The organism is Halomicrococcus pelagicus (genome assembly GCF_050954125.1).
Genome location: NZ_JBPBWC010000014.1, coordinates 104,759 through 128,097, shown reverse-complemented (window position 1 = coordinate 128,097; position 23,339 = coordinate 104,759). Strand labels below are relative to the sequence as shown.

Sequence of the window (23,339 nt, the reverse complement as noted above, 5' to 3'; positions counted from 1 at the left end):
CGAGGCGCAACGTTGAAGCCTGCCGCTCTTCATATTCTATGTACGAAACGCAGGTATGAGTTCCACACAAGAGACTCAAAATATACGGCAGGGGCTTTCGACCCGTGAGAGCCGACTCCTCTCGCATCTCGCCGCTGAGGGCCACCAGATCATCTCGATCGACGATGTCGAGGCGACGCTCGAGGTCGCGCCTAACACCGCCCGAGAGATCGCCTCCCGACTCACCAAGAAAGGGTGGCTGGACCGGCTTCTCCCCGGCCGATATCTCATCATTCCACTCGCTGCCGGTGAGGAGGCCGTGTACACGACCCACGAGTATCTCATCGCGTCGCACGTCGCCGAGCCGATGTACATCGGCTACTATAGCGCCCTCAGCCATCACGGGCTGACCGAGCAGGTTCCCCGAACCGTGTACGTCGTCACCCCGACGCGAGCCCAGAGTCGCGAGATTCACGGCGTCCCCTATCGCGTCGCGACGGTCACCCAGCGGAAGTTCTTCGGCTACGAGCCGACGTCCATCGAGGGAACCGCCGTGAACGTCGCCGACTTGGAGAAGACGCTCGTCGACTGTGCTGACCACCCCGAATACTGCGGTGGCATCCAGGAGCTCGCAAAGGCGATGGTCGCGGCGGACGACCAGGACTGTTCGTGGGCGACGGTCGGTGAGTACCTCCAGCGACTCGACAACGGCGCGGCGACCAAGCGAATCGTCTACCTTGCCGACGAGCTAGGTATCGACCTCCCAACGCGTGAGACGCTCGTCGCGTCGTTCACGAGTGGATACTCGCTGCTCGACCCAACGCGGAGTGAACAGGGAACCTACGACAGCGAGTATCGTCTCCGAATTAACGTCGACCCGGGCACGCTCGGTCCGACGGAGTCCTGATTCTAATGATCAGTCAGAATCGCCTCCGTGTCCTTGCCCGTGAGCTAGGTGTCCGCCAGGGCTACGTTGAGAAGAACTACGTCAATTCCTGGATTCTCTGGGGTATCTTCACGAGTGGCTTTGGCGAGAACCTCATGTTCAAAGGTGGAACGGCGCTGAGCAAACTGTACTTCCCCCAGTCGTGGCGGTTCTCAGAGGATCTCGATTTCGGTGTCGAAGGCCAGTACCACGGATCAGAAGACGACCTCCGTGACGTCCTCGACACAGTAACCGAGCGCTCCGGGATTGAGTTCACCATCAGCGAGCACCACGAGTCCCGCCAGCAACACTATCCGACACATTACGTCGACATGAGCATCCAGTATCGGGCGGTGCTTGACCATCCGAATACGACTAGTCTCGACGTGATGGTCGATGAGTACGTCGCGTTCGACCCGGTTCACCATACACACTCCTACGAGGATATCCCGGAGTTCGAGCTGCAAGCGTATAGTGTCGAAGAGATCTTCGCGGAGAAGCTTCGGGCGATCTTCCAACGGGGTGCTGCCAGAGACTACTACGACCTCTACCAGCTCTTAGAGACCGAGTCTGTCGAGATTGAGCTCGACGTTGTCCTTCCTACCTTCGAAGCTAAGTGTGATCACGACGACCTTGACGTCGATCTCACCACGGGTCTGCCGGTAAATCAACGTGAGGATATCCAGCGCCAGTGGGAAACCTCACTCCCAGACCTGACCGGCGATCCACCTCTATTCGATACTGTCTGGGAGAGACTGGATGAGGCCGTCATTGACAAAGGGACGGAGTAAGTACGTACCCCCGCCTGAGACACGTACTGGGTCCTCTCTATTAGGGGTATTCTGAAATCGGATACTATTCGAAGATAGTATTCTATCTATAGAGATCTTTCTATCTATACTATTTATTCTGTCTACAACTCAGGCTACTTTTTGACTATGCTATTCTTGCTATTCTGGGTATTTGTGCTATTTAAACTATTTCAGTGATTCAAGGTATTCACTGTCCGTAGTTATAAGAGGTTGCAGAGGACTATTTCAAAATAGCATGGCGGAAACAAATAGCAAGAATAGTGTAGATGGCATAGATAGTCCAAATAGCCCGTACGAATCCGTGGATACAGCGGGTAGTTCTCGGGCTGTCTCCGTCTGTATGCTGAAGGGTGGCGTTGGCAAGTCAACCATCGCAGTGAATCTCGCACGTCAGCTAGCCAGCCACGACCATGATGTCCTCCTTATCGACCTTGATCCGAATGGACACGCTTCAGTCGGTCTCGGGTTCGATGACCACTATCACAATACAGACGAGGGCATCGGTGAGGTCTTCTTCGACGAGGTAGACCCAACCTCAGTCGTTTACGATACCGAATATGAATTCGATATTCTTCCCTCGAGCGAGGATCTCGAGCAGGTCGAGCGAGAAATCGTCGTCGGTGACGTCTTCCAACCGTCTGCTCTGTTGAAGCGCGAAGTCGTTGAGCCGCTGCTTGGCGACGAATACGACTTCATCGTCACGGACTCGCCCGCATATCGCTCGCGACTGACCGACAACGCTCTTGTCGCGACATCTAATCTTGTGCTTCCACTGGCGCCCGGGAACGAGGCGATGTCCGGACTGGAACGCACTATCGAGCGCCAAATTGCTCCGCTGCGAAAACACATGGACGTCGACGTCCTCGCGCTCGTCCCGAACATGCTGGATGGACGTATCGATCAGCAGACGCAGGACCGCCAGCTTCTCGAACGATTGAACTCCCATAACAGCTTGCAGGACCGTATTCCGAACTTCGCTCGAATCACGGATTGGAAGGCTGTGAGTGCCGGCGATATTAGTCCGACACCCGGTATTCGAGACCGAACGAGTATCACGAAAGCATACGGTGAACGTAAACCGCTGTTGGACTACGACGCCAACTGTGACCAGCTGAAGTGCTTCGACGAACTCGCACATATCGTCGAGGCTGGTGAGGTGGTTCGGCATGGCTGACGACGGTGACCCGTTCGCAGATCTTAGTCAGACGCTGGATGACGATGCTGACGAGCAAGACGATACGACGACTACTCAGGAGTCGTCCGAGCCCTCGACCACAGACACGGCAACCGAACACGTCGACGAACCGGATGAGAAGGACGTCGAGGAACTGGATCCGATGACAGACACTGCCTTTTCATACGAGGCAGCCAATCAACGGCCGTTTTACGCACGCGAAGAGACTATCGAGAACTTCGATTCCTGGCTGAACTACGAATTAGAGCGCGAGCTCAATACCCGCGGATATCAGAATATCGTTGTCCGTGAGATGACTGACGCGTTGCTGCGCACGGTTGTAGAGGAAGACTTGGTTGACGAGGTAGCTGAACGGTTCGAGCAAGAACGAAAGAATGCGATTTCAAAATAGCCTGAACAGTATACTATTTCTCTTTTAGTGAGGACGACGAAGGAATGCCGATCTCTCCTCGGCTATGGATATCCCAGTGTCTGCTACTATTGCGGAATTTCCAGTCGTTCGGCAACAAGGACGCCTACCTGGTCGTGTACACGCTCGACCGCCGTCACCACGAATCCGGCGTCGGTGAGTTCGTCCACGAGCATGCCGACGGTCGCTGCGTCAACCCCGTGGCCGGCTCTGGTGAATCACTAGAAGGCGGTGACTTTGACGGGGAGACATCTGGTTCACGCTGCTACTGATACTCAAGATTTAGAGCGATAGTCGAAAATTGGGGAGACGATCTCGGAGTTGCCTCTCTCAGAGTAACGTAGATTGACCCATACCCGACGCAGTCTGGCGATTCACCAAAGCCCCGAGTCCTTGTTCGAGGCAGATTTAGCTGCCGCCGCCGCCACCACCCTGGCGGCTGAACGACGTGCTTACCAAGCTGAGCTGGCTGCTGAACACGTTCGCTGTAGTACCAAATTGGAAGCGGTTGCCCGTGGTGATCGACGCCCGGGTGAACAGGTACGTGGCTCCCCAGGACCGGTTGCCCTGGCCGGTCGCCGGCCGGACGACGTAGCCGTTGTAGTCGTCGGGCTGGCCGATTTCCGGCACCGTGTTTCCATTGGGTAGCTGCAGCAGGGTCACGGTGATGCTCGCTGGCAACTGTTCGACGACCTGGACTGTCTGGCCGGGTTGGTAGTCATCGAAGTACGTCAGTACGTCTTGTTGGACCTGCTGTGCGCCGGCCGTGTTCGACCCTGAAACGCCAAGTGCGACCGCGCCGGTCGCCAGTGCGCCCTTCTTGAGGAACTTGCGCCGCGATTCGTCCGCCGGTTCGTCGGTTGTCTGTTCGCTGGTCGGTTGTTCGTTCTCCATAGTCAACACCCCATTTGGTGTGTTCGAAGCAACGACGATTCTACCTATAAATGTAGGCTATTGTGAAAGTTACCTGGTTACCTGCCGAACAGTTCGTCGGCGGCTCTATTCCAGGATTCGAGCCAGTAACCGCCGATACCTCCGATAAGAAGAAGTTGTGAATTCAGTTATTGCACTCCTATCTGATCGACTTGCGGTGGCGAGCTGAGGGCCGTCCGACGCTCCCAGAATGTCCGGTCGTCTCGTCAACTCGGTCATCCATTCTAGCCCTTTTCATTCTGCTCAGTATAATTCTCTCGTTCCGAGGCACTGCTAGATTGAGGTCTCCTGGTTGAATGCTGTGACTAGCGGCTGATTCTCCAGCGCTTGATGACTCCTATAATGGTTGTAGTAGACCATGTAGGCAGTCAGACCAGCACTTCGCGCTGGTTTGACTGCCGTTCCAGGTTTCGTGAAATCGTTGAATACGCATGACCTATGTCTGGAAGGGTTTATCGACGAGATTCCGCTCAGTCTACCGTATCCATCGGATCCTCAAGTTCGCCGGTGATTGCTTCAACTCCGTCTGTTGCGGTGACGAGTCCAACCGTATGGCCGTCCTCCACAACGACAGCTAGCTCTTGTTGTTTTCCCTGACATCTGTCAATGAGCACGCTAACTGGAATATCTGCCCTGTTGAAGAGCGATTTTATCGACCGATATCACGGGTTTAGAAGGATGAAGTCGAGAAAATCGATCTTGACATGGAGGTCGATCTCCTCGACTTCGTTGAGCAGTGTCGTCAGCTAGCTAAACAAGCGTTGGGAAGCACGCGGGCGAGCCCGCCAGCGGCTACAACTCGAGATTCGACGACCGGCATCGCTGGACTGACCCTCGACGGCGGAATGCTCTCGCTGAAGATAAATACGTCCGACCGCCCGAAAGTGGATCTGTTCGAGGCTTACCGCCGGGTTTGACGGACGAACTCGTCGAGCTTTGCCTCGATGAGCGTCGCGACGCGCTCGCTGTACTTCCAGAGGGCCGCGTTGAGTCGTTCTTCGGTCCCGTCGTCGAGATTGTCGTCCCCGCGAAGAACGGAGTCACTGGTGATCTGTGGGTGATAGACGCAGACGACACCGAGTGGGGTATCTGAGCTTGAGGTCCCCGCCGTGTGGATGCCGTATTGATCGGTCCCCCAGACGCCGTCGCCGCCTTGTCGCTCCAGTTCCGAGTCGAGCGCGTCAAGCAGTTGCATCTCCTCGGGGGAGAGAATCGGGTCGTTACCTTCGAATAGTTCGGTGTACGCCTCGGTCCGCGCACGTTTCGTCCACTGGTCCAACTGGGAACGCGCCCGGAGGATGAGCTGTCGTTCGTCTGGGAACTCGGCCATGGATCTATAGTAGACATTAGAAGTAGTTACTCACTTTTGGAAGAGATAGCTGGTCGAGAGCGGTATCAATCGCCGTGGTTAATTCGTCGAGTGACTCAAAGAACCGGTTACTCAGAGCGTCTTGGAGTTGCCGCCAGCACTCTTCGACAGGGTTGAGTTCCGGCGAATACGCCGGCAACGTCACGATGGCGAGGTCGTCACGGGCCGCTAGGTCCGTGACGGCCGACGCCTGGAAGTACGGCGCTCCATCAAGCACCACGATCAAATCATCTTCGAATTCTTTGCATAACGCGAGAATGAAATGTTCCGCGTGCGCAGCGGTGACGTACTCTTCGAATCGGGAGAAAAAGCGATCACCGTTCTCGGTGATCGCGCCCAACAGACATGTCCAGTCGCGCTGGCCAGAGAGTTCGACGGAGGGCCGCGTGCCGCGCGGAAACCACGCGGCACGCGGCTCAACCTGCACGGATTTCTTGGTTTGGTCGATGTAGACTACCGTGGCGTCCATCTCCCGTCGCTTTTTTTGAGTTCGTCGCGGAACGTTTCTTGTTCGTCAGCCTCTGCTTCGGCGGCTGTGGGGCGCGGTTTTTGATAGCTCAATCCCGCTTCTTTGAGCAACCGCCGACAACTGGGGATTGAGTACTCGACATCGTAGGTCTCGTTGAGATACTGCTGGACGAGCGCCGGCGTCCACGCCGGCGCGTCAACGCCAACCTTGTTTGGTGGTTCGTGGACAGCTTCTTCGAATTCGAGTTGCTCATTTCCTGATAGTTTTCGTTTCCTCCCAGATCGGTGAGCATCAGTCACAGCCTGCTCAAGCGACTCGTCAGTGTCGAGTCGCTTGAGCCAGCTGTAGATTGTGCGCCGGCCGGTGTCGTGCCACTCGGCTAGTTCGGTCTGCGTAACACCATTTTTGTACGCAATTGCTGCTAACAACCGCTGTGTCGGCTTGTTTCCCTCCACGTTGTCGAGAGCGTCTTGGAGTTCCTCGACGGAGATCTCGTCAAGATGGTCCATTAGAACACTCAACGTTATCCGGGCGGAAATTTCTAACGGCTACTATAGGATGATGGCCAGGTCAATGGACGTTCGTACGACCCCGATAGTTGGAAGCGGTGACGTCGGCGCATTGTCTCGGGCGGAGCGACTCGCTCACAGGCCCCAGAAGAACGCGATTCCGAGGACGGTGACGATCGAGAGGAGGAACTGCAGCGGGGCGCCGACCCGAATGAAGTCAGAAAACGTGTACCCACCAGGTCCGTAGACGAAGAGATTCGTCTGGTAGCCGACGGGCGTCATGAACGCCGTCGAGGCGGCGAATGTGACCGCCAGAACGAACGCGAACGCGTTCACCCCGATCGACTGGGCAGCGTTGGCAGCCACTGGAATCATCAACACGACGCTCGCGTTGTTGCTGATGACGCTCGTCAACAGCCCGGTCGCGAGATAGAAGACCCATAGGACGCCGATCGGCGGTAGAAATGTCGCTGTCGAAGCGACGGCATCGCCGAGCAGCGCTGCAGCTCCTGTCTGCTGCAGGGCGATACCGAGGGGGATGACTCCCGCGAGGAGGAAGATTACGTTCCACTCGACGGATGAATAGAGTTCGGTCGGCTTGAGGACGCCGGTGAAGATCATCGCCACAACCCCAGCAAGTGCTGAGACGACGATTGGGAGACGTTCAACGCCGGCAGTGCGACCACGCCGGCGATGATGCCGACCGCGAACGGGATTTTCTCGCTCCGGTAGGTCACCTCGTCGAACTCATGGGCGACGATGAAATCCTCGTTCTCGATGAGTCGCGTGAGGCTATCAGGCGGTGCCTGGACCAGGAGCGTGTCGCCGACGCGAATGCGGATGTTCTCGAACCGATCCCGGACGATGTCTCCACGGGTACGAAAGGCCAGAACGTTCGCGTTGTAGCGCTGTCGAAACGATGAACTCGCCAGCGTTTCGCCAACGAGAAACGATCCCGATGGGATGACGACTCCGACGAGCACCGGTTCTTCCTCTTCCGGATCCAGATCGTCCTCGGTTCGCGGACCGCCCGATAGTGTGAGTCCTTCCGCGTCCATGATGTACTCGAGTGTCTCCCGGTTCGTCCTGAGTCGGAGTGTATCGTTTTCGTGGATTTCTTTTCGAGCGAGGGGTTCGTCGAACCGCTCGCCGTAGCGAATCAGCTGTAACACATCGATATCGTGGTCGTCGTCGCCGAGCACCTCCCGGACAGTCTGGCCGATCAGTGGTGAGTTCGCCGGGACGACGACGTCAGCGAGGTACTTCTGGAGAGCGTACTCTTCGACGAGGTCCTCGTCAGCCGGAATCCGTTCGGGAAGGAGTCGAACGCCGATCGTCATGAGATAGAGGGAACCAACGGCGAAGACGATGACGCCGAGTTTGGTGAACTCGAACATCCCGAATGCGTGCAACCCGAGCTCAGGCGACTCCGCACCGAGCTGGGCTGCGATGTCGCTCGCGAGGATGTTCGTTGAGGTCCCGATGAGCGTGAGCGTCCCACCGAGCATCGACGCGAACGACAGCGGCATCAGGAGCTTCGACGGCGACGTTCTCCCCTCGTGTGCGAGATCGGCGATGACGGGAACCAGAATCGCGACGACTGGTGTGTTGTTGATGAACCCCGAGACTGGGCCAGTGACTCCGACCGTCGCGGCGAGTTGCTTGCGACGGTCGGTCCCGGCGAACGCCGCCATTTTGCGGCCGATCAACTGGACGATACCGGTTCGATTGATCCCTGTACTCAGAATAAGCATCGCCAGGACCGTTATCGTTGCCGGGTTCGCAAACCCGGAGATACCCTCCCGAGGCGAAATCTGCGTCCACGGTTCGAGCACCATCAACAGCACCATTATCAAAATCGCAGTGACATCGATCGGAAACCACTCGGTCGCGAAGAGTGCGAGAGCGAGGAGAATGAGAGCAAAGACAACGAGCATCTCCGCTGTCACCGATGTCGAGGCCAGGCCCTGGGCTGCCAGCGGAATTGAAAAGGAATGCACATTGTATAGAGGCGGCTATGCGGGAAAAGGTCTGGTATCCCGACTCGCCGGACGACTGTTGGTCCAGTTGCGCCCTCTGGGCGGATGGCTCTGCTCGGCCGACGCTGTAGATATCGTCCGTGTGAAACGGCAGAAATCGGTGCTACTCGCCAAACGTCAGCGAGTTTGCGAACGTTTAACATGGGCGTGGCCGTATTTCTACGAACGCAATGGAATTTTTCAAACGAATCGGAAGGGAGGTCGAGCAGTTCAAGCAGACGGCTACCGAGACCGCTACGCAGAATGCAAACTACCAGTGTGAAGCGTGTGAGACATGCTTTTATTCCCAGCACGAACAGTGCCCGGAGTGCGGGGCTGAGTCCATTGTTTCGATAAGCCCTGAGGAGTGAAGCCACAGAGCCCCCAGTACGTCCGAATGGAGAAGGTGTTGTAGAATTGCCTCCCCGTTCGAGTACTTTTACTCTCTACGGAGTGCATCGATCGATCCCGTGTCCGCAGTTCCTTCTGGTAGACGGCCTTTGGGACCAGAACAGTTCTGATAGAACGGTGATAGAATCCTTCTTTGTCTCGCCCTTCTATCTACTTGGTAGTGGTTGACGCTATCAGAACGTACGCTGACTACGACTCCTTCGCTCGCGAGTGGCACTCAGAGACGCTCAGCAACCGCGATGTGACCCTGGAGGCGGCCCGAGAGCGAGACCTCATCAACGAGCAAGACACGCGTCAACTGTGGCAATTGCTGGGCCTCCTGGACGAGGATGACGTGTTCATCCAGCTTCCAGAGTGGCTAGTCGAAGAGAAAACGGACGACGTGCGGGGAAGCCTGGCCATCACATTTGTTGGATATATCTCCCGAGAAACTGAGGACGCAGTTCTCTTCAAGGACTCGTCGCCGGGTCGTCGTCTCATGCAGATCGCACACAAGATACACTCACTCGAGAACGGAGTAGAGAATACTGCGGTCGATAGCGACCGTCGAAAGCGGTTGAACGACAAGCTACAGGAAGAGTACCGGAGATTCGAGAAGCAGGACGACGTCCCGTATCTCTCTGACGAGTGGCTTCCGAAGTCCCAGCTCATCACTATCATTCAACGGAGAGATTAGTCAGCATCATTCAGAAGCTGAGACTGCTGTTCTTAATACATATGGCTTCGATCCAGTGTTGGTCCAAATCAATTCATTTGCTTTCCGAGTACCATCACGCTGTGAAGATTAGGGTTAACGACACGGATTCCCGCGAGGTGCATGAACTATCTGGTCCGTGTTCGTGCAAGCCAACGTCCCAACTGAACATGGTGTGACTCTCCATGAGCGACTCACAACAGCGGATATCGACCGAGACAGCACTACGGCTGCTGACCAAACAGCAGCGACAACATATCCTCTGCCGGGTAGCTGAAACGTCCGATGGGACGATTGTCGACCAACTCACCGCTGAACAGCGCGGAAGCCCCGACTAAAGTCGTGGGCACCTGACGGGAACCGAACGCCCCCGTAGTAGCGTACCGAGAGCTCGACCCGCCGAACGGACCAGCCACGGGTTTCATCGTGACTCGGTCCCAAGTGACTCGTGCGTCGTTGCTCAGACGATTGTGGCGCATCATTCGCATCGCCCGACGATACTCGGAGCGTACTTCGTGCGTTCGAACTCCTGGGAACGCTCCTTCGCGGACTACGTGGGCGATCTGCGTAGTACGTGTTTGAATCTGGTAGTAGGTTAGCTAAGCATGAGCGGTCCCATCGAGAGCGTCTGTTTGGCGAGCGTCGCAAGCCGCAGGATGTAGGATGTGAACAGGAGAAATGGCAGCGCTGAGATGGCAAACGCGGCGCTAACAATCCAGAGAACGCTCTCGATGCCGAGGAACGTGCCGGGGAACGTAGTCGGGTCGACGAAGACGACCATCCCTCCAGCGACGGTGAGCGCGATAATCGCCGCGTACAGGATGGCTCGTGAGAGTTTCACCAGCGCCCACTGGATGTAGAGGTCCTTGATGTACTCACGGACTGGTCCGTACATCGTGAGCGCCTCGAGCAAATTTCTGAACGCGTTTCGTTCCTCGTCGGTGAGGGAGTCTTCGTACTCCATCCCGAGCCGGCGAACGTCGTGCATCTTCCGATCGTAGTTGTAGTCGAGGGCGGGCGAGAGGACGTCGAAGGTGCCGAAATCGCTGTCTTCGAGGTGGTTACGTGCGTGGTCGGCGTTTTCCAACAGGTCGTTGACGTACTCGTCCACCTTCTTGTAGACCTCCTGGTTTTCAGTCTTGGAGAGTGTGTCTCGCAGTGTCTTTGCTCGCTGTTCGCTCGTTTCGATAAGCGCATGGAGGTAGGCCGCGGGGTCGGCGGGCGTCGTCATCCCGAGGAGGCTGTCGGTGTTCTGGCGGAAATCCATCGTGACGTCCATCCGACTGCGCTGGCTCCCGAGCGAGCCGATCTCCTGGGAGAGGACGAGCTGATTGATCGTGACGACGAGCGTCGTTCCCGTGATGATCGCGCCGACGAGACCAGCGAATACCGTCTCGACCATGTCGCTTGACTGCATGGTCGAGTGCAACGACACCGGCTTCATCACACCCCAGATCATGAACACGAGGAAGATCAGGAACGCGAGCCCGCCGGCGACGACCCACCGGTTGGCCCCGAGCAGCAACCAGAACCAGTACTTGTTGACGTCCGTCCGCTCACGTAGCGTGTTGTCCGTCGAGAGGTCACTCATGAGAGACTGGGCGTTTGAACAGCAGTAGTTTCGTGCCGCCACCGTCGTAGCTAATTGTCTCTGCGAGTTCCCAGCCCTCTGCACCGAGGCGGTTAAGTTCGTCTGTTGGATCGACTGTCTCTCGTTTGGTCAATCCCTTTGGCGGATCGAGTGTCTTGTATTCCCATTGCTGGTGCATTTCGGTACCCATGGGGTGTTATCGGCTCTCACGGTGATGACTCTGCTGACAGGCTGTTTCCCGTCGTGTACTGATCGAGAACGGAGCGGTGTGCTCGTGTATCGTCGGCTATCACAATCATGATCGAGATTATTCCTGAGTCGCCAGTGTCGGGTTCACAATCTCAAACCAACCAATTCTCCTGTTCACATCCTACATCCTGCGGCTTGCGACGCTCGCCAAACAGACGCTCTCGATGGGACCGCTCATTTTCAACTGAGTCGACTTTGGTATTCGAGACTCGGGACGGGAACAATAGATCAAAATCCCAGACGAGCACCAAGCGGAGCTGTAACGCCTCAGCGTTGTGATCCGCGGAGGAGCAGCGGCTCGATGGCGAGTGTCCGTTTCGCTATGGTGAGGATGCGAAGGACGTACGAGACGAACAGCATGAATGGAACAAGCGTCACCGCAAACGCACCGCCCACGACGAGGATGATGTGATCGAGACCGAGTGTGCTTCCCGGGAACGTCCCCGCATCGACGATTCCGACCATGATACCCGCAATGGCCAATGCCGGGACTGCAGCATAGAGAATCATCTGAGACATATTGATGAGTGCCCACTGGAAGTACAGCGTCTTGATGTGTTCGCGCGCCGGACCAAACAGAGACAACGCTGTTTTGAGGCCGTCAAGCAAGCCGTTTTCTTCCTCAGTGAGGCTCTCTTCGTATTCATTCGCGAGACGTTCAACTTGGAAGATTTTCCAGCTATAATTGAAATTCAGTGCGGCGAATACCACATCGAACGAGCCGAACTGCGCACCCTCAAGTTGGTCACGTACCGTGTCAGCGTTCCCAGTGACGCTTTCAGCGAATTCATCGACCTCTTCTCGGAGGTTCTCGTCATCATTCTTGCCAATTGACTCTCGAAGAGCCGTAGTCCGTTGTGCCGTGATTCCGATGATCTGCCGGAGGAATTCGGATGGATCGACAGGACTCGGAGCCCCGATTAATTCTTCAGTAAAGTCCCGGAAATCCATTGAACTGGCCATCCGCTCGCGTTGATCGCCGAGCGGGCCGTTCTCTTGGGTGAGGACGAGCTGACCGATCGTGACGACGAGTGTCGTCCCAGTCACTATGACCGTGATCATCGTCGAGAACATAGTCTCGATCATGTCGCCGGACTCGATTTGCCGTGAAAACGGTGGATGGAGGACAGCGACGGCGATAACGAATGCGACGAACACGGCACTGGTCAGGGCACTGGAGACGAGAAGGCGGTTCGCGCGTAGCAGCACCCAGAGTTTTATCCGACTCTCCCCCGCGCGCTCACGCATCGTGTTGGCCGTGCTGATGTCGGTCTCGTCAGTCATACTGGCTCACTCGATCGGACAGGTCGCTTGAAAACGAGGTACTTGGTGCCGCCTCCCTCGTAGTCGATCGTCTCCACAAACTCCCAGCCCTCTGCACCGAGTTGATTCAACTCTGCTTTTGGATCCTCTGCTTCTTTTTGGGTCTCATCGCGCGGCGGGCGAAGCGTCTCGTACTCCCATTGGGTCGCTTCTGATCCGGACATCACTACTAGTAGCTACTGCATCCCTCTATACCCTGCTCCACCACCGAGGTGGAGAGAATATTTCGGATTGTTGAAGCCCTCAATCGGTGATCGGTTTAAGCGGTCGTGGTGAATACAGAGGGTGGATGCAGCATATCAACGGTGCTATTTCGTCCACCTAATCTCGTATTCGAGTTCGTACCGTTGTTCACCGGTTTCTGAATCCGTAAGTCGTTCGAGTTCGATTTCGAATCGAGGACGTTCCGGCACAGTCACGGTTTGTTCTTCTGCGTCGCTCACTAACGTGACATCACCGGATTTAATCTGATCTGATCTGCAGCATCGCGTAACGCTTCAGCAACCTCGGTTCTTGGAACCTCTTCCTCGGTTTTGAATAGCTCTTCTTCGGGTATCAGTTCTCACTACTCCCTCGACGGCAATAAGAATACGAAATGAGTTTGAAGCTGAAGCTACTCATCCTCAATCACACCTATCTCTCACACGTGGACGTCGTACGGCTGGATCAGCGTCAGGAGATCTCGTTCCAGTTCGCCGCCAACAAACTGGACGTGTCCCGTTTCAGCCTCATAGTCGATTATCCGAGCCTCGTCCAGTTTTGGAAGATGGGTATGGTGAAGTGCGATCTGGACGCGTTGTCGGTGTTCGACTGACTCCAGGTTCGCATCTTCGTCCCGAACCCGGTCTGCAACGCGATCTACGAGCACATCGTATTCTAGTGTCTTCTCGGAAGCGTTGTCCAACGCGTTGAGGGTGGCGCGTCGGTGTTCGCTCGCTACTGCCGACAGAATCGTATCGGGGGAGATCGATCTCTCACGCCCCGAAGAACCGGTATCCTCATCAATTGACTGTATATCACGTGTCCCCAGCTCTCGACTCTCATCCATATTCACATAGCGTAGTCCCATCTGCCTGGCTCTGTCCCATGGTGCATAATGGAAACAGTCAGTCCATTTCCGCTGCTGACTCGGGCGTGAGAAGTGCGTACCTCCCGAACGTCCCAATGGCACGACGCAGTCGCTCCGTCACTGCTTGATCGGAAATTCCGAGTTCGTCAGCTAACTCTGCGGTCGTACACCCTCGTGGAATGTCGTAGTATCCCCTTCGAATGGCAAGCGTCAACGCTTCTCGTTGGGGCTCACTCAGGCCGTACCACGGACCGGCCTCAGGGTCCGTCGGATTATATATGCGGGTTAGCTCCAGAGAGATGTGCGCGGCCTCACAGCAGTCCTGGCACTGACTCAATGCCTCGCGGTCTGAGAACCGTATCTCGAAATTCCACCCTTCCGACGATCCAGTCGCACCCAGTATCTGCCCGTCGTGTTCCAAGATGCACTGAAAAAAGTGGTCCTGGCTCGCATCCCAGTCGAGCCTGATTAGCGTCCTGTCGTCGAACACGTCCACCTCTGTGACGCTGTTGACAGTTGGATAGCGTTCGACGGCCTCGAGAAAGCCGTTTTCGACCGGTTCGTAGACCCAGAAGAGCGGCACGGTCACGTCCCCACTCGGGACGAGCGTTTCCAGTTCGATGGCCGAGGCTTGCTCTAGACTGAGGATTTGCCCGAGTTCAAAATCATCGGATGGGATGCGAACCTCCGTTATCACACTCATACTCGCTTGTAAGACTAGATTGTCCGGTTGCACAAAAGGAGATAGCATGGTGCACCATGGCCATCCGTGTGCCAGAGGTACACCCCGCTCGCAGCATACACTATCCCGGCCAACAACTGTGCGTTGGCTCGTCTCGAAGCAATGATACACCACCCATGCCGGTTATTCGTCTGCCAGACGAAGTCTTCCGCATGGCGACTGTAATGGAGTTTACGAGTCCGGTAGCGGAGTTTCCGCTGGGAAGTGTGTTCGAGAACCTGCCGGGTGTGACCGTTGAACTGGAGCGATTGATTCCACACGAGACGCTGATTATCCCGTACTTCTGGGTGCGTGATGTAGAAACGGAGGATATCGAAGCTGCGTTCGAGGCACATTCCGGCGTGAGCAACATTCGAGTGGTCGATAGCGTCGAAGACCAGTATCTCATGCGTGCCGAGTGGGAGTCAGAGTACTTCGGCATCCTGAGTGCGCTTGCCAAGGCCAACGTCGTCGTGCTTTCCGGGATTGGAACGAAAGAGGAATGGCGGTTCGAGGTACGCGGTGAGAGTCAGGAGACGCTCGCTGAGTTTCGAGAATACTGCCAGGAAAACGATATTCCGATAGCAATCACCGCCGTCCACGCCATGCTTCCGATCCAGGGAGAGGGCTACGAGTTGACCGAGACCCAACGCGAGGCGCTGGTACTAGCCTACGAACGGGGCTACTTCGACTCCCCACGCGAGGCGTCGCTCGAAGAGATCGCCGACGAGCTCGGCATCACCCAGCAATCGCTCTCGTCACGCCTTCGACGCGGGCATCGACGCCTCATTGGAGCGACACTCAGCAGTTCGTCGTGACCGTTCGGATAGTTTGCCTTTTAAACCTACTGTATTATCAGTATCCCTGTTGAACCGACTCAGACGGCTAGAATCAGGCTAGATGGGCACAACGATATCTGGGGTTGGAGTAGAAGCGGTTGAGTACGCTCAGGAATCTGGGACTGTTCGCACTCAGTTCGATCAGGAGAAGACACCTGCGAGTATGGCTGTTATCGCAACGTTGGCAGATGTAAGAGACACTGAGCCGGTTGATCTGACCCCGCTCCGGTCCACTGTTGACCCCGAAGAGTTAGATTCGCTCGTCCGAGTTCGCAACGGGGCGAACGGAGATACCCACGTTACGTTCACGCACGAGGGGCACGCGATAACCGTACACAGCTACGGTGTGGTCGCCATCACACCAGAACACGAGCTCACAGCGGAGAAATACGAAAGGGGCGAGGGAAGATGACGTCTGAGGAGGCCTCGCTTACGTCAAAGGAGGAATTGAACGCGGAGCTGAAAGCCCTCCTTCGCAGGGCCTACGAGAGTGGAATCGATGTGGAAGGCGGATTCGAATGTCGGAATGGGGTCGAACATCCTGACTGGGACGTGATCGTCACCAAAGTCGAAAAGAACGAGCATTCGGAGTGAACGACTACGAGCGTGGCCGGATCGGTAGCAACTACTTGACCTGTGAGTGACGAACGCTGTAACCAAGATCGCATCAAACGGGTACTCTCAGCGCAACAGCGGCGAGTATTACGTGCGCTCCTCGACGAGAGTTCGATGTCTGCTGACCCGATTCTTCGTAAGGGAGAGACTCTCAACTCCGGGGAGTACCTCACGATTTGTTACGAACTCCATCACGTCCTACTTCCCGAATTATCGGATGAGGGGCTTGTTGAGTTCGACAGGTTCGAAGACAAGGTACGGCGAGGAATGAAATCCGACGAGGTACGTCGGTTTCTTGAACAGATTGATGACGATCATGACGAGTAACCTGGTCCTGTAATCGATTTGCTGCTGAGTGCGCGCTTTGGGCTTGCACGACTACTTGAACAACTATCAGAACTGTCAGAACCCTCAGCGATCGATACGCACATCCGCTTACCGGATGATTCAACCAAATTAGATTGAAATAAATTGTCTGCGAGCTTTTTGTGACGCTATCATTGAATGCAATCAAAGTGGCTCTGTTGGAATTCTCAATCGCTGACGGTTCGCTGAGGCCGTGCTGACTAGAGGCTCTATACTGAGCCGTTAGACGGATTCTTGAGTGTGTCGTGGCCAGCATCTCGTAGTGGCTACGACTTGTGAGTCTCAACGCACCGTCTTTCGACGAATCGCCCAACAGCTGTACGTCAAGTGGCCAGTCTATGACTCGACGCCGTTGTACGATCGAACCTCACTCGCCGGGTTGGAATCGGATGTCCGTGTCGTCTCGGAAACGTGGTTCGGACATGACGCTCATGACTCGGTCGAGCAGTTCGTCTGTTCACTCCCGCTGACTTACTTTCTCTTCGAGGTGCACGACCGCTACGGAGGTCGGACTCGCTACGAGATGGACACACTCTTTCGGGTATTCGTACTGAAAGAGCTCCACGGATGGGACCACGAGACCGCGCTGGTCGAATATCTCCCTCACCACCCTAGACTCTGCGAGCAGTTGGATTTCGAGATGATCCCCGATCAATCGACACTGTGGCGCAGCTGGAACAAGCGCTTCACAGGAGATCTATGCGAGACAGTCAAGACGGCTGCTCGGACAATCCTCATCAAGGCTCAGAATGCGGGTATCACGATCCCGCGTGATCCGGAACGGAACATCCAACACCAAGATGGCGACGCAAAAGAACAGACACTTGACGATTTAACCGTCCTGAATCAGGCGGAGAAGATCACCGACCATGTCAGCCGCGTTGTCTTCCCGGCGTTCTCTCTGGATCGTGGAGAGGGCTGTGAAATTTACGAGAACGCCTACTGGGACTTATAGACGTATCTGGGTCTGCGAGAGAATCTGGCCGCTAACGAAGGCGCTCGAAGCTTCATCCACGAATCAACTCGGAATCGCACTCCGTGGGGACACGTCCATCGCGAGACCTTCACAGTCTCTCTCAAGCAGATCCGAGAGATGTATCGGCAGGCAATAGGTCGTCTGTTAGACGAGGTAGCAGGGACTGAGGCGTTCTTTCGGGCTGGGATCGTCGCGATCGACATCACCGAAGCCGACCCGTTCACGGGTGACAGAAGCGGCCACGAAGACGAGATCATTGGGACGAAAGAGAACACCGACGAGTACGCCTATCAGTGGGCCACTGTCCAATTAGTGGGGAATGCCGTTCCGATTGTGCTGGATGCTCGGCCCGTACGAAAAGGCGAGACGCGAAAAGAGATCGTCGAAGACTTGCTGGATTCGGTACAGGAATTCGTCCACGCTGACGAGGTACTGATGGATCGCGAGTTCGACAGTCAACACGTCCTGAAAGTGGTCTCCGAACGTGGATTGAAGTATGTCGTTCCCAAGCGAATGCAGACCAGCGAGAAAGCCCAAGCGAAACGCTTGCTCCAGCGGGATCGGGACTACTACACCACGGATCGGAACCTGTATCTCGGCAACGACGAGTGGCTGCCGACGACGATGGTGTATAAGCGGAAGAAGAACAGTGATCGGACGGATTACTGGCAGTACGCCGTGTTCATGACGAATTCTCCAGCCGGAGCCGTGAGGGAGTATAATCACCGCTGGGAAATCGAGAGCGGCTACAAGAGTATCAAGCGGTTCATGGCTGCGATCACCTCGAAGAATTTCGGGCTCCGGTTCTTCTACTTCTCGTTCGCGTGTCTTCTGTACTCGATTTGGCGAGCAGTTGATCTACTCGTCCAGGTCGAACTGACGGGCGAATACGAGCACTCGCCGATAGTGACAGCTGATAATACGCTCACGCTGCTGAAGAAGGAGACTGGAATCGGGTAGAAGGACGCTCAACCTGGTCGAACGCTGACTTTCTGAGTAGCAACGCTGTTGTTGATATCAGGAAACCGTCAGAATAGTTGTTAGCACGACAGGAAAGGACGCTTAAGAGACATTCCGGAGCAGTTTCCGCTGACTACTTCGTCCGATACCACGCATCATAGCCCTGCTAAATCCGTTGTAGTCTCAACTCCCCACCCGCTCACAGGAGTTGAGACTGGGGATATCAATGCATAGCGAGTCTGTCTCAGAAACGTATCGTATAACCCAGTCAGTACTCAGCATACCTCTCCTTCCAAGATCAAGCGTGGAACAGGCATAACCGTCCAGCGCCCCTCCTAGTAGAGAGTCACACATGGATATCTCAGAGATCCTCTCGACACAGTTCACGGAGTTCGATATCGGTACACCGCTCTCGAAGGTCGCTGGGGCGTTCGAGAATCAGGAACTCGATGCTGTCATCGTAACAGATGGCGAGGAGTACCGTGGCGTGGTGAGTCGCCGACAGCTGGCGTCCTCGTCGAACCAGCCGTCTGCGAAGGTCGGCTCACAGGTACAACACGTCCCGACGGTCGACCGCACCGAGGACGTCCGCGAGGTCGCGCGGCTCATGATCGGGAGCGACGCCAAAACGCTTCCCGTACTTGACGATGACCGTGTCGTCGGTGTGGTGACTGGCGATGCCATCCTCGAGGCTGTCCGTCCATTTCTCGACGCGGTGGTCGTCGACGACGCCTACACGGCGGAGCTGATCAGTGCGACCCCTGAAACCACGATCGGGAAAGCGCTCAATATGCTTCGAGAGGCCGGGATCGCCCATCTCCCGGTCGTCGACGGGGACGATTTCGTGGGGCTACTGAGTCTGTACGACGTCATCGAGTTCACGACACGAGGTGGCAGCAAGAGCCAGGGCGGGTCGTCGAGCGGCTTCGGTGGCCGCGGCGGTGGCGGGAAGACCCGTGGTGGATTCGGCGCGCGCGAGGGCGATGCCGACCGGATGCTTGACCTGCCGGTACGGAACCTGACGTCCGACGCAGTCGTGACAGTCGAGCGGAGCGCACCGCTCGACGAGGTCGTCGAGACGATGTTCGAGCGGGAGATTTCATCGCTCGTCGTCACGGCCGACGACACCGACAAGCCGATCGGTATCATCACGAAGACGGACGTTATCGAGGCGCTCACTTGGGAACGCGACGACCGGAACGCCGTGCAGGTGTTCGGGCTCGACCTGCTGGAGGGGATGACCTACGACGACGTCTCGGCGTTGATCGAGAGCATGGCCTCGAAGTACGGTGAGATGAGCGTAATCAAGGCCAGCATCGAACTGCAGGAGCACAAGGAACAGACCCGGGGCGTGCCGCTGGTGCTGGCACGGATTCGACTGGTCACCGACCGCGGCTACTTCACTGCCGATGGAGAGGGGTACGGTGCCGCCCACGCCCTCCGTCTGGCTGCGAACGCTGTCGAACGTCAACTCCTCAAGGGGAAGACCTACGGCCAGTCGAAGAAGCATCCCGACACAGACGAGCAGGAACAGCTCTACGGCTGGTGGCTCGGTGGGTGAATCCACGCGGTTCAGTCCACCTCACGATGGCTTTCCTACCGCTAGGTAACGACTGGGTGAGCAGAAGGAATGCCAAAGGGGTGAACACGCTGATAGGACTACACCTCGAATGAACAAAGTATGCCGACGCACCGCCACGGTACGCAGTCATTCATCGACTTCATGCAGACGTACCTTCAGGATCATCCAAAACGCTGCCCAGAATGTGGGAACGTCGCCCGCGCCCGGTCGGAGTGGCGGATAGAAAAACGTGATGAGGACGGCCTTCACTTCGTGCATACTTGTCCGGAATGTGGGACAGACGACGACGTGTTTCTCAACCTCGCCCTAGAACACGAGCGATCTTGAGGGTAGGAAGGGCGATGCGCGACGTATCTCTCGAGATTGGTTCGAATCCCCCGCACTCCGCTACGTCACGTCCGTTTCCTGAATTCGTGCGACGCGAGGTGAAGTAATCGTATGCAAGAATCCACGATTGACGTCCAACAGCAGATAGCTATTTCGGAGACACCGGGGGCGGAGTTCCAGGCACTGCCGTGGACACGACAACGAGTCGTGTTCTTCCAGCTACCCGAGTCGATTCAGCGAGACGTACTCGACGGCATGGATCGCCAGGAAGTACGACAGTTCGTCCGCCGACTCGACCCCGACGATGCGACCGACGTGATTGGATTGCTCGACGGAGAAACCCAGGAGGCCGTGCTCGGTCAGCTCGATGCAGATCGACGAGAGCGGATCGAGTTCCTCCTGAAGTTCAGTCCGGACAGCGCCGCCGGTATGATGGATCTCGACTACGTCACCGTGGACAAAGACCAGGGATTCGAGGAGGTGGCACGGCTCGTCCGACGCTACGAGGGCCGTACTGGGCGCTTTCCTACCGTTTTCGTCACCGATGGCGACGAGGTGTTGGGGGAGTTACCTGGCCATACCTTGGCCTTGACTGATCACGGGCCGGTGGACATCACCGAGTATCTTCGCTCCGCCCCAACGGTTCGATACGAACAGCCCGACTCGGAGGTTATCGAAGTGTTCAGGGCAAACCCCCAGAGTAAAATCGTCGTTCTCGACGAAGACGACAGCATTCTCGGAGTCATCTACGCGGACGATCTCTTGCGGGCCATCGAGGAAGAGGCCGGCCAGACGCTCTATGAATTCACCGGTGTCGACGAGCAGGAGAGCGTTCTCGATGGCGCCCTCGAGAAGGTTCGTCGGCGGTACAAGTGGCTCATCATCAACCTCGGGACCGCCTTTCTCGCTGCGGCGACTGTCGGGCTATTCGAGGACACGATCGCGGCGTTGACGCTGCTGGCGATCTACATGCCGGTCGTGGCCGGGATGGGTGGGAACGCCGGCACGCAGTCGATGGCCGTGACGGTCCGCGGAATCGCACTGGATCAAATCTCGCTTCGAACAGGGAGACGCGCCATCGGCAACGAGGTGCTTGCGGGGGGTGCAAACGGCGTGATTACTGGTAGTATCGTGGCCGTCATCGCCACCCTGGTCAACCAGAGTCCGCTCTTGGGACTGGTCATCGGCATCGCGATGGTGCTGAATCTCGTTATCGCCGGGTTCTTCGGCGCGCTCGTTCCGCTCGGACTGGATCGACTCGGCTACGATCCGGCCACGTCTGCGACCGTCTTCATCACGATGGCGACTGACGTCCTCGGATTCTTTATTTTCCTCGGACTGGCGCAAATCGTGCTCCTGTGAATTCCCACACCCTTCTCGGCAGCTGTGTAGCAGACCACTCATAACAGTACATGATCCCCTCATCGGACCGAGAGCGTTGGTTGCCTAGACGTTCGAATCACGCGCTCGGTGGTACTCCCGAGATGGACCTCGCTCGTGCGACCATGTGCGCCCAGCGTGACGAGGTCCACGTCGTTCTCGTCGACGTAGTCGAGGAGCTCTCGGGACGGTCGTCCACGCCGGATCGGCGTCTCGACGTCGACTCCTCGTTCTCGGCCCATTGCTGCAATCTCCTCGAGCGCGGTGTTTCCGCTCTCTTTGAGGAGTCCGACGATGCTCCGGGGGACGTCCTCGTAGGCGTAGGTGTTCGTGTCCACGACGTAGAGGGCGTGCACCGTTGCACCGTACATCTCGGCGATGTCGATGCCCTGTTCGGCGGCGACCATCGACCCGTCACTCCCGTCAGTTGCCACGAGGACGTCGTCGTAGATCTCGTAGTGGTTCGCCACATCGACGTCGACGTTCTCCTGGAATCGGACCGTCAGTGCGGGCACGTCGACGTTTCGAACGACTCTGAGCGTCGTACTGCCGAGGTCCGGTCCGACTCCGGCCCGACCGTGCGTTCCCATCGCCACGAGGTCGATGTCCTGTTCGTCGACGTAGTCGAGTATCTCCTCGTAGGGCGTTCCCTGCCGGAGTTCGTGCTCGGCCGTCAGATCGAACTCGGCGGCCGTCTCGGCGATGTCGGTGGTCGCTCGTCGCCCAGCTTCTCTGCTGCGGACCGCAGTTGCTCGTGCGCCGAGGCGTCTGTGACGGCCGAGAACTCGCTCTCGTCGGTCACGTACAGCGCGTGAACCGTCGCGTCGTAAGTCCGGGCGAGGCCGAGCCCGTGGCTGACGGCCTGTTCGGTCTCGATACTTCCGTCCGTCGGGATGAGAATGTGGTCGTACATGGGTTCCTCTATTGGTATCTACAGTTCGCGGTAGCACGTACTCACGCAGGGGTCACTCGCCTCGTTTACCGTACGTTTCTTTTCCCCAGCCAAAATCGGTGGCTTCCTCGTTCCGTTCGAGGTAGTCCTCCAGCATCTCGTATACGGCTCGGCCGAGATCCCGTAACGCGACGTTAATCCTCGAAACCGTGCTCGAATCGAGCGATTCGGTCGCGTCTCGCTCCCGCCAGTCGTCTGGTATCGTCGGGGTGTCGAAGCGAAGCCGGTCTTCGGTCGGGTCCCAGTAGAAGTCGAACGCCTGGAACAGGCCGAGGTCGCTGACGATTCGAACGTGCTCTTCGTCGAGGTCCGTGTATTCGGCCCATTCGTTGAACCCCTCCTTCCATGCACCCTCCTGGAGCAGGTCTTCGAGATCCTCGCGGTAGAAGTCCTCTGACCCGAGCGTCTCCTCCTGCAACTCGAACTCGCGCGGCATCCCTCGGTTCGAGAGGTCCGGTGGTTCCGGAACCGCTACATCGAGTGCCATACAAACCGTTCCACCGGTAGAACAATAAAGTCGGGTACCGGTTCCCTGAGTCCCGGTATCTGCGGTCGTGTCGAACTCCCGGAAGAGTTCCTGTCACGTGATGGGTTAACTCCCATATCGTGTAGAATCCGTCCGTTTTGGTCCTGACGCCGTACGCCTGTCCGGCAGGAAAATGGATG

At 56.8% G+C, this 23,339-nt stretch carries 25 protein-coding genes and 5 pseudogenes; 14 read left to right on the top strand and 16 right to left on the bottom strand.

The annotated features are described in order from the left end of the window. Positions 1-55 precede the first annotated feature (55 nt). From ACRYA2_RS19965 to ACRYA2_RS19950, 4 genes are all read left to right on the top strand, one after another. Entirely contained in the window at positions 56-886 is an 831-nt protein-coding gene (locus ACRYA2_RS19965) for a type IV toxin-antitoxin system AbiEi family antitoxin domain-containing protein (RefSeq protein WP_433632201.1), read from the top strand. A gap of 5 nt (positions 887-891) precedes the next feature. Further along, positions 892-1,695 (top strand): nucleotidyl transferase AbiEii/AbiGii toxin family protein, encoded by an 804-nt coding sequence (locus tag ACRYA2_RS19960; RefSeq protein WP_433632198.1) that lies wholly within the window; start codon positions 892-894, stop codon positions 1,693-1,695. Between the two features lie 256 nt (positions 1,696-1,951). Next, positions 1,952-2,890, top strand: a complete 939-nt coding sequence (locus tag ACRYA2_RS19955) for a ParA family protein (RefSeq protein ID WP_433632195.1) — start codon at positions 1,952-1,954, stop codon at positions 2,888-2,890. Next, complete coding sequence (locus tag ACRYA2_RS19950; RefSeq protein WP_433632192.1) at positions 2,883-3,302, top strand: DUF7970 domain-containing protein; 420 nt, start codon at positions 2,883-2,885, stop codon at positions 3,300-3,302. The genes ACRYA2_RS19955 and ACRYA2_RS19950 overlap by 8 nt, the downstream gene beginning before the upstream one ends. 86 nt (positions 3,303-3,388) lie before the next feature. Here ACRYA2_RS19950 and ACRYA2_RS19945 read toward each other — a convergent pair. The 3 genes and pseudogenes from ACRYA2_RS19945 to ACRYA2_RS19935 form a co-directional block, all read right to left on the bottom strand. Further along, a pseudogene (locus ACRYA2_RS19945) lies at positions 3,389-3,514 on the bottom strand (SAM-dependent methyltransferase); the annotation flags it as partial. Positions 3,515-3,728: 214 nt separating this feature from the next. Beyond that, complete coding sequence (locus tag ACRYA2_RS19940; RefSeq protein WP_433632190.1) at positions 3,729-4,214, bottom strand: twin-arginine translocation signal domain-containing protein; 486 nt, start codon at positions 4,212-4,214, stop codon at positions 3,729-3,731. 509 nt (positions 4,215-4,723) lie between these two features. Beyond that, entirely contained in the window at positions 4,724-4,867 is a 144-nt protein-coding gene (locus tag ACRYA2_RS19935) for a hypothetical protein (protein ID WP_433632187.1), read from the bottom strand. A 90-nt stretch (positions 4,868-4,957) separates the two neighbouring features. Between ACRYA2_RS19935 and ACRYA2_RS19930 the strand changes: the two are divergent. Next, positions 4,958-5,061: pseudogene (locus tag ACRYA2_RS19930) on the top strand (IS5/IS1182 family transposase); the annotation flags it as partial. Between the two features lie 93 nt (positions 5,062-5,154). Here ACRYA2_RS19930 and ACRYA2_RS19925 read toward each other — a convergent pair. The 3 genes and pseudogenes from ACRYA2_RS19925 to ACRYA2_RS19915 form a co-directional block, all read right to left on the bottom strand. Continuing rightward, positions 5,155-5,583 carry a DUF7539 family protein gene (locus tag ACRYA2_RS19925; protein WP_433632184.1) on the bottom strand — a complete coding sequence of 143 codons (429 nt, stop codon included), beginning with the start codon at positions 5,581-5,583 and terminating at the stop codon, positions 5,155-5,157. 16 nt (positions 5,584-5,599) lie between these two features. Beyond that, a protein-coding gene (locus tag ACRYA2_RS19920; RefSeq protein WP_433632181.1) for an IS630 family transposase occupies positions 5,600-6,600 on the bottom strand; the annotation gives its coding sequence in 2 pieces (ribosomal slippage) (positions 5,600-6,108 and positions 6,108-6,600; 1,002 coding nt in all). A 135-nt stretch (positions 6,601-6,735) separates the two neighbouring features. Beyond that, positions 6,736-8,537 (bottom strand): annotated as a pseudogene (locus ACRYA2_RS19915) (SLC13 family permease). Between the two features lie 652 nt (positions 8,538-9,189). Between ACRYA2_RS19915 and ACRYA2_RS19910 the strand changes: the two are divergent. Then, on the top strand, positions 9,190-9,705 hold the full coding sequence (locus ACRYA2_RS19910; RefSeq protein WP_433632179.1) for a hypothetical protein: 516 nt from the start codon (positions 9,190-9,192) through the stop codon (positions 9,703-9,705). A gap of 613 nt (positions 9,706-10,318) precedes the next feature. Here ACRYA2_RS19910 and ACRYA2_RS19905 read toward each other — a convergent pair. Then, positions 10,319-11,314 carry a DUF7972 family membrane protein gene (locus tag ACRYA2_RS19905; RefSeq protein WP_433632176.1) on the bottom strand — a complete coding sequence of 332 codons (996 nt, stop codon included), beginning with the start codon at positions 11,312-11,314 and terminating at the stop codon, positions 10,319-10,321. Then, positions 11,307-11,504, bottom strand: coding sequence for a DUF4177 domain-containing protein (locus tag ACRYA2_RS19900; protein WP_433632173.1), 198 nt, complete (start codon positions 11,502-11,504; stop codon positions 11,307-11,309). The genes ACRYA2_RS19905 and ACRYA2_RS19900 overlap by 8 nt, the downstream gene beginning before the upstream one ends. Positions 11,505-11,643: 139 nt before the next feature. Here ACRYA2_RS19900 and ACRYA2_RS26680 point away from each other — a divergent pair. Continuing rightward, positions 11,644-11,751, top strand: a pseudogene (locus ACRYA2_RS26680) (DUF7972 family membrane protein); the annotation flags it as partial. 79 nt (positions 11,752-11,830) lie between these two features. Here the strand turns inward: ACRYA2_RS26680 and ACRYA2_RS19895 are convergent. From ACRYA2_RS19895 to ACRYA2_RS19875, 5 genes are all read right to left on the bottom strand, one after another. Next, positions 11,831-12,847: a DUF7972 family membrane protein gene (locus tag ACRYA2_RS19895; RefSeq protein WP_433632170.1), complete on the bottom strand. Its 1,017-nt coding sequence runs from the start codon at positions 12,845-12,847 to the stop codon at positions 11,831-11,833. Continuing rightward, on the bottom strand, positions 12,844-13,050 hold the full coding sequence (locus ACRYA2_RS19890; protein WP_433632167.1) for a DUF4177 domain-containing protein: 207 nt from the start codon (positions 13,048-13,050) through the stop codon (positions 12,844-12,846). Before ACRYA2_RS19890 ends, ACRYA2_RS19895 begins: the two co-directional genes overlap by 4 nt. 144 nt (positions 13,051-13,194) lie before the next feature. After that, a complete protein-coding gene (locus tag ACRYA2_RS19885) occupies positions 13,195-13,299 on the bottom strand; it encodes a hypothetical protein (protein ID WP_433632237.1) in 105 nt (34 codons plus the stop codon). Positions 13,300-13,526: 227 nt separating this feature from the next. Next, a complete protein-coding gene (locus tag ACRYA2_RS19880; protein ID WP_433632164.1) occupies positions 13,527-13,934 on the bottom strand; it encodes a DUF7344 domain-containing protein in 408 nt (135 codons plus the stop codon). A 58-nt stretch (positions 13,935-13,992) separates the two neighbouring features. Next, positions 13,993-14,658 carry a helix-turn-helix domain-containing protein gene (locus ACRYA2_RS19875; protein WP_433632235.1) on the bottom strand — a complete coding sequence of 222 codons (666 nt, stop codon included), beginning with the start codon at positions 14,656-14,658 and terminating at the stop codon, positions 13,993-13,995. A 191-nt stretch (positions 14,659-14,849) separates the two neighbouring features. On the opposite strand from ACRYA2_RS19875, the gene ACRYA2_RS19870 reads away from it, so the two are divergent. The 7 genes and pseudogenes from ACRYA2_RS19870 (at position 14,850) to ACRYA2_RS19840 (ending at position 21,703) form a co-directional block, all read left to right on the top strand. After that, on the top strand, positions 14,850-15,494 hold the full coding sequence (locus ACRYA2_RS19870; protein ID WP_433632161.1) for a helix-turn-helix domain-containing protein: 645 nt from the start codon (positions 14,850-14,852) through the stop codon (positions 15,492-15,494). 82 nt (positions 15,495-15,576) lie between these two features. After that, positions 15,577-15,927 carry a HalOD1 output domain-containing protein gene (locus ACRYA2_RS19865; protein WP_433632158.1) on the top strand — a complete coding sequence of 117 codons (351 nt, stop codon included), beginning with the start codon at positions 15,577-15,579 and terminating at the stop codon, positions 15,925-15,927. Beyond that, the gene (locus tag ACRYA2_RS19860; RefSeq protein WP_433632156.1) at positions 15,924-16,109 is read left to right on the top strand and encodes a hypothetical protein; all 186 of its coding nucleotides are present in this window, start codon (positions 15,924-15,926) and stop codon (positions 16,107-16,109) included. The genes ACRYA2_RS19865 and ACRYA2_RS19860 overlap by 4 nt, the downstream gene beginning before the upstream one ends. Positions 16,110-16,244: 135 nt before the next feature. Then, positions 16,245-16,457: a hypothetical protein gene (locus ACRYA2_RS19855; protein WP_433632154.1), complete on the top strand. Its 213-nt coding sequence runs from the start codon at positions 16,245-16,247 to the stop codon at positions 16,455-16,457. Between the two features lie 301 nt (positions 16,458-16,758). Continuing rightward, a pseudogene (locus ACRYA2_RS19850) lies at positions 16,759-18,432 on the top strand (transposase). A 352-nt stretch (positions 18,433-18,784) separates the two neighbouring features. Further along, positions 18,785-19,993, top strand: a complete 1,209-nt coding sequence (locus ACRYA2_RS19845; RefSeq protein ID WP_433632151.1) for a CBS domain-containing protein — start codon at positions 18,785-18,787, stop codon at positions 19,991-19,993. Positions 19,994-20,452: 459 nt separating this feature from the next. Beyond that, complete coding sequence (locus ACRYA2_RS19840; protein WP_433632148.1) at positions 20,453-21,703, top strand: magnesium transporter; 1,251 nt, start codon at positions 20,453-20,455, stop codon at positions 21,701-21,703. Between the two features lie 59 nt (positions 21,704-21,762). Here the strand turns inward: ACRYA2_RS19840 and ACRYA2_RS19835 are convergent, their stop codons facing one another. Genes ACRYA2_RS19835 through ACRYA2_RS19825 form a run of 3 tightly spaced genes read right to left on the bottom strand, consistent with a single transcriptional unit; the run spans position 21,763 to position 23,160 of the window. Further along, positions 21,763-22,398, bottom strand: coding sequence for a universal stress protein (locus ACRYA2_RS19835; RefSeq protein ID WP_433632232.1), 636 nt, complete (start codon positions 22,396-22,398; stop codon positions 21,763-21,765). Then, positions 22,395-22,634, bottom strand: coding sequence for a universal stress protein (locus tag ACRYA2_RS19830; protein WP_433632230.1), 240 nt, complete (start codon positions 22,632-22,634; stop codon positions 22,395-22,397). Before ACRYA2_RS19830 ends, ACRYA2_RS19835 begins: the two co-directional genes overlap by 4 nt. Before the next feature lie 52 nt (positions 22,635-22,686). Beyond that, positions 22,687-23,160 (bottom strand): DUF7992 family protein, encoded by a 474-nt coding sequence (locus ACRYA2_RS19825; RefSeq protein ID WP_472850134.1) that lies wholly within the window; start codon positions 23,158-23,160, stop codon positions 22,687-22,689. Between the last annotated feature and the right edge of the window lie 179 nt (positions 23,161-23,339).

Bases quoted from the DNA above. Each gene is read 5' to 3' on its own strand.
- ACRYA2_RS19860 (WP_433632156.1), top strand. From the start codon at position 15,924: ATGACGTCTGAGGAGGCCTCGCTTACGTCAAAGGAGGAATTGAACGCG.
- ACRYA2_RS19940 (WP_433632190.1), bottom strand. From the start codon at position 4,214: ATGGAGAACGAACAACCGACCAGCGAACAGACAACCGACGAACCGGCG.
- ACRYA2_RS19880 (WP_433632164.1), bottom strand. From the start codon at position 13,934: ATGGATGAGAGTCGAGAGCTGGGGACACGTGATATACAGTCAATTGAT.
- ACRYA2_RS19825 (WP_472850134.1), bottom strand. From the start codon at position 23,160: ATGGCACTCGATGTAGCGGTTCCGGAACCACCGGACCTCTCGAACCGA.
- ACRYA2_RS19950 (WP_433632192.1), top strand. From the start codon at position 2,883: ATGGCTGACGACGGTGACCCGTTCGCAGATCTTAGTCAGACGCTGGAT.
- ACRYA2_RS19855 (WP_433632154.1), top strand. From the start codon at position 16,245: ATGTCTGCTGACCCGATTCTTCGTAAGGGAGAGACTCTCAACTCCGGG.
- ACRYA2_RS19875 (WP_433632235.1), bottom strand. From the start codon at position 14,658: ATGAGTGTGATAACGGAGGTTCGCATCCCATCCGATGATTTTGAACTC.
- ACRYA2_RS19905 (WP_433632176.1), bottom strand. From the start codon at position 11,314: ATGAGTGACCTCTCGACGGACAACACGCTACGTGAGCGGACGGACGTC.
- ACRYA2_RS19955 (WP_433632195.1), top strand. From the start codon at position 1,952: ATGGCGGAAACAAATAGCAAGAATAGTGTAGATGGCATAGATAGTCCA.
- ACRYA2_RS19960 (WP_433632198.1), top strand. From the start codon at position 892: ATGATCAGTCAGAATCGCCTCCGTGTCCTTGCCCGTGAGCTAGGTGTC.
- ACRYA2_RS19925 (WP_433632184.1), bottom strand. From the start codon at position 5,583: ATGGCCGAGTTCCCAGACGAACGACAGCTCATCCTCCGGGCGCGTTCC.
- ACRYA2_RS19900 (WP_433632173.1), bottom strand. From the start codon at position 11,504: ATGGGTACCGAAATGCACCAGCAATGGGAATACAAGACACTCGATCCG.
- ACRYA2_RS19895 (WP_433632170.1), bottom strand. From the start codon at position 12,847: ATGACTGACGAGACCGACATCAGCACGGCCAACACGATGCGTGAGCGC.
- ACRYA2_RS19890 (WP_433632167.1), bottom strand. From the start codon at position 13,050: ATGTCCGGATCAGAAGCGACCCAATGGGAGTACGAGACGCTTCGCCCG.
- ACRYA2_RS19870 (WP_433632161.1), top strand. From the start codon at position 14,850: ATGGCGACTGTAATGGAGTTTACGAGTCCGGTAGCGGAGTTTCCGCTG.
- ACRYA2_RS19830 (WP_433632230.1), bottom strand. From the start codon at position 22,634: ATGTACGACCACATTCTCATCCCGACGGACGGAAGTATCGAGACCGAA.
- ACRYA2_RS19965 (WP_433632201.1), top strand. From the start codon at position 56: ATGAGTTCCACACAAGAGACTCAAAATATACGGCAGGGGCTTTCGACC.
- ACRYA2_RS19845 (WP_433632151.1), top strand. From the start codon at position 18,785: ATGGATATCTCAGAGATCCTCTCGACACAGTTCACGGAGTTCGATATC.
- ACRYA2_RS19840 (WP_433632148.1), top strand. From the start codon at position 20,453: ATGCAAGAATCCACGATTGACGTCCAACAGCAGATAGCTATTTCGGAG.
- ACRYA2_RS19865 (WP_433632158.1), top strand. From the start codon at position 15,577: ATGGGCACAACGATATCTGGGGTTGGAGTAGAAGCGGTTGAGTACGCT.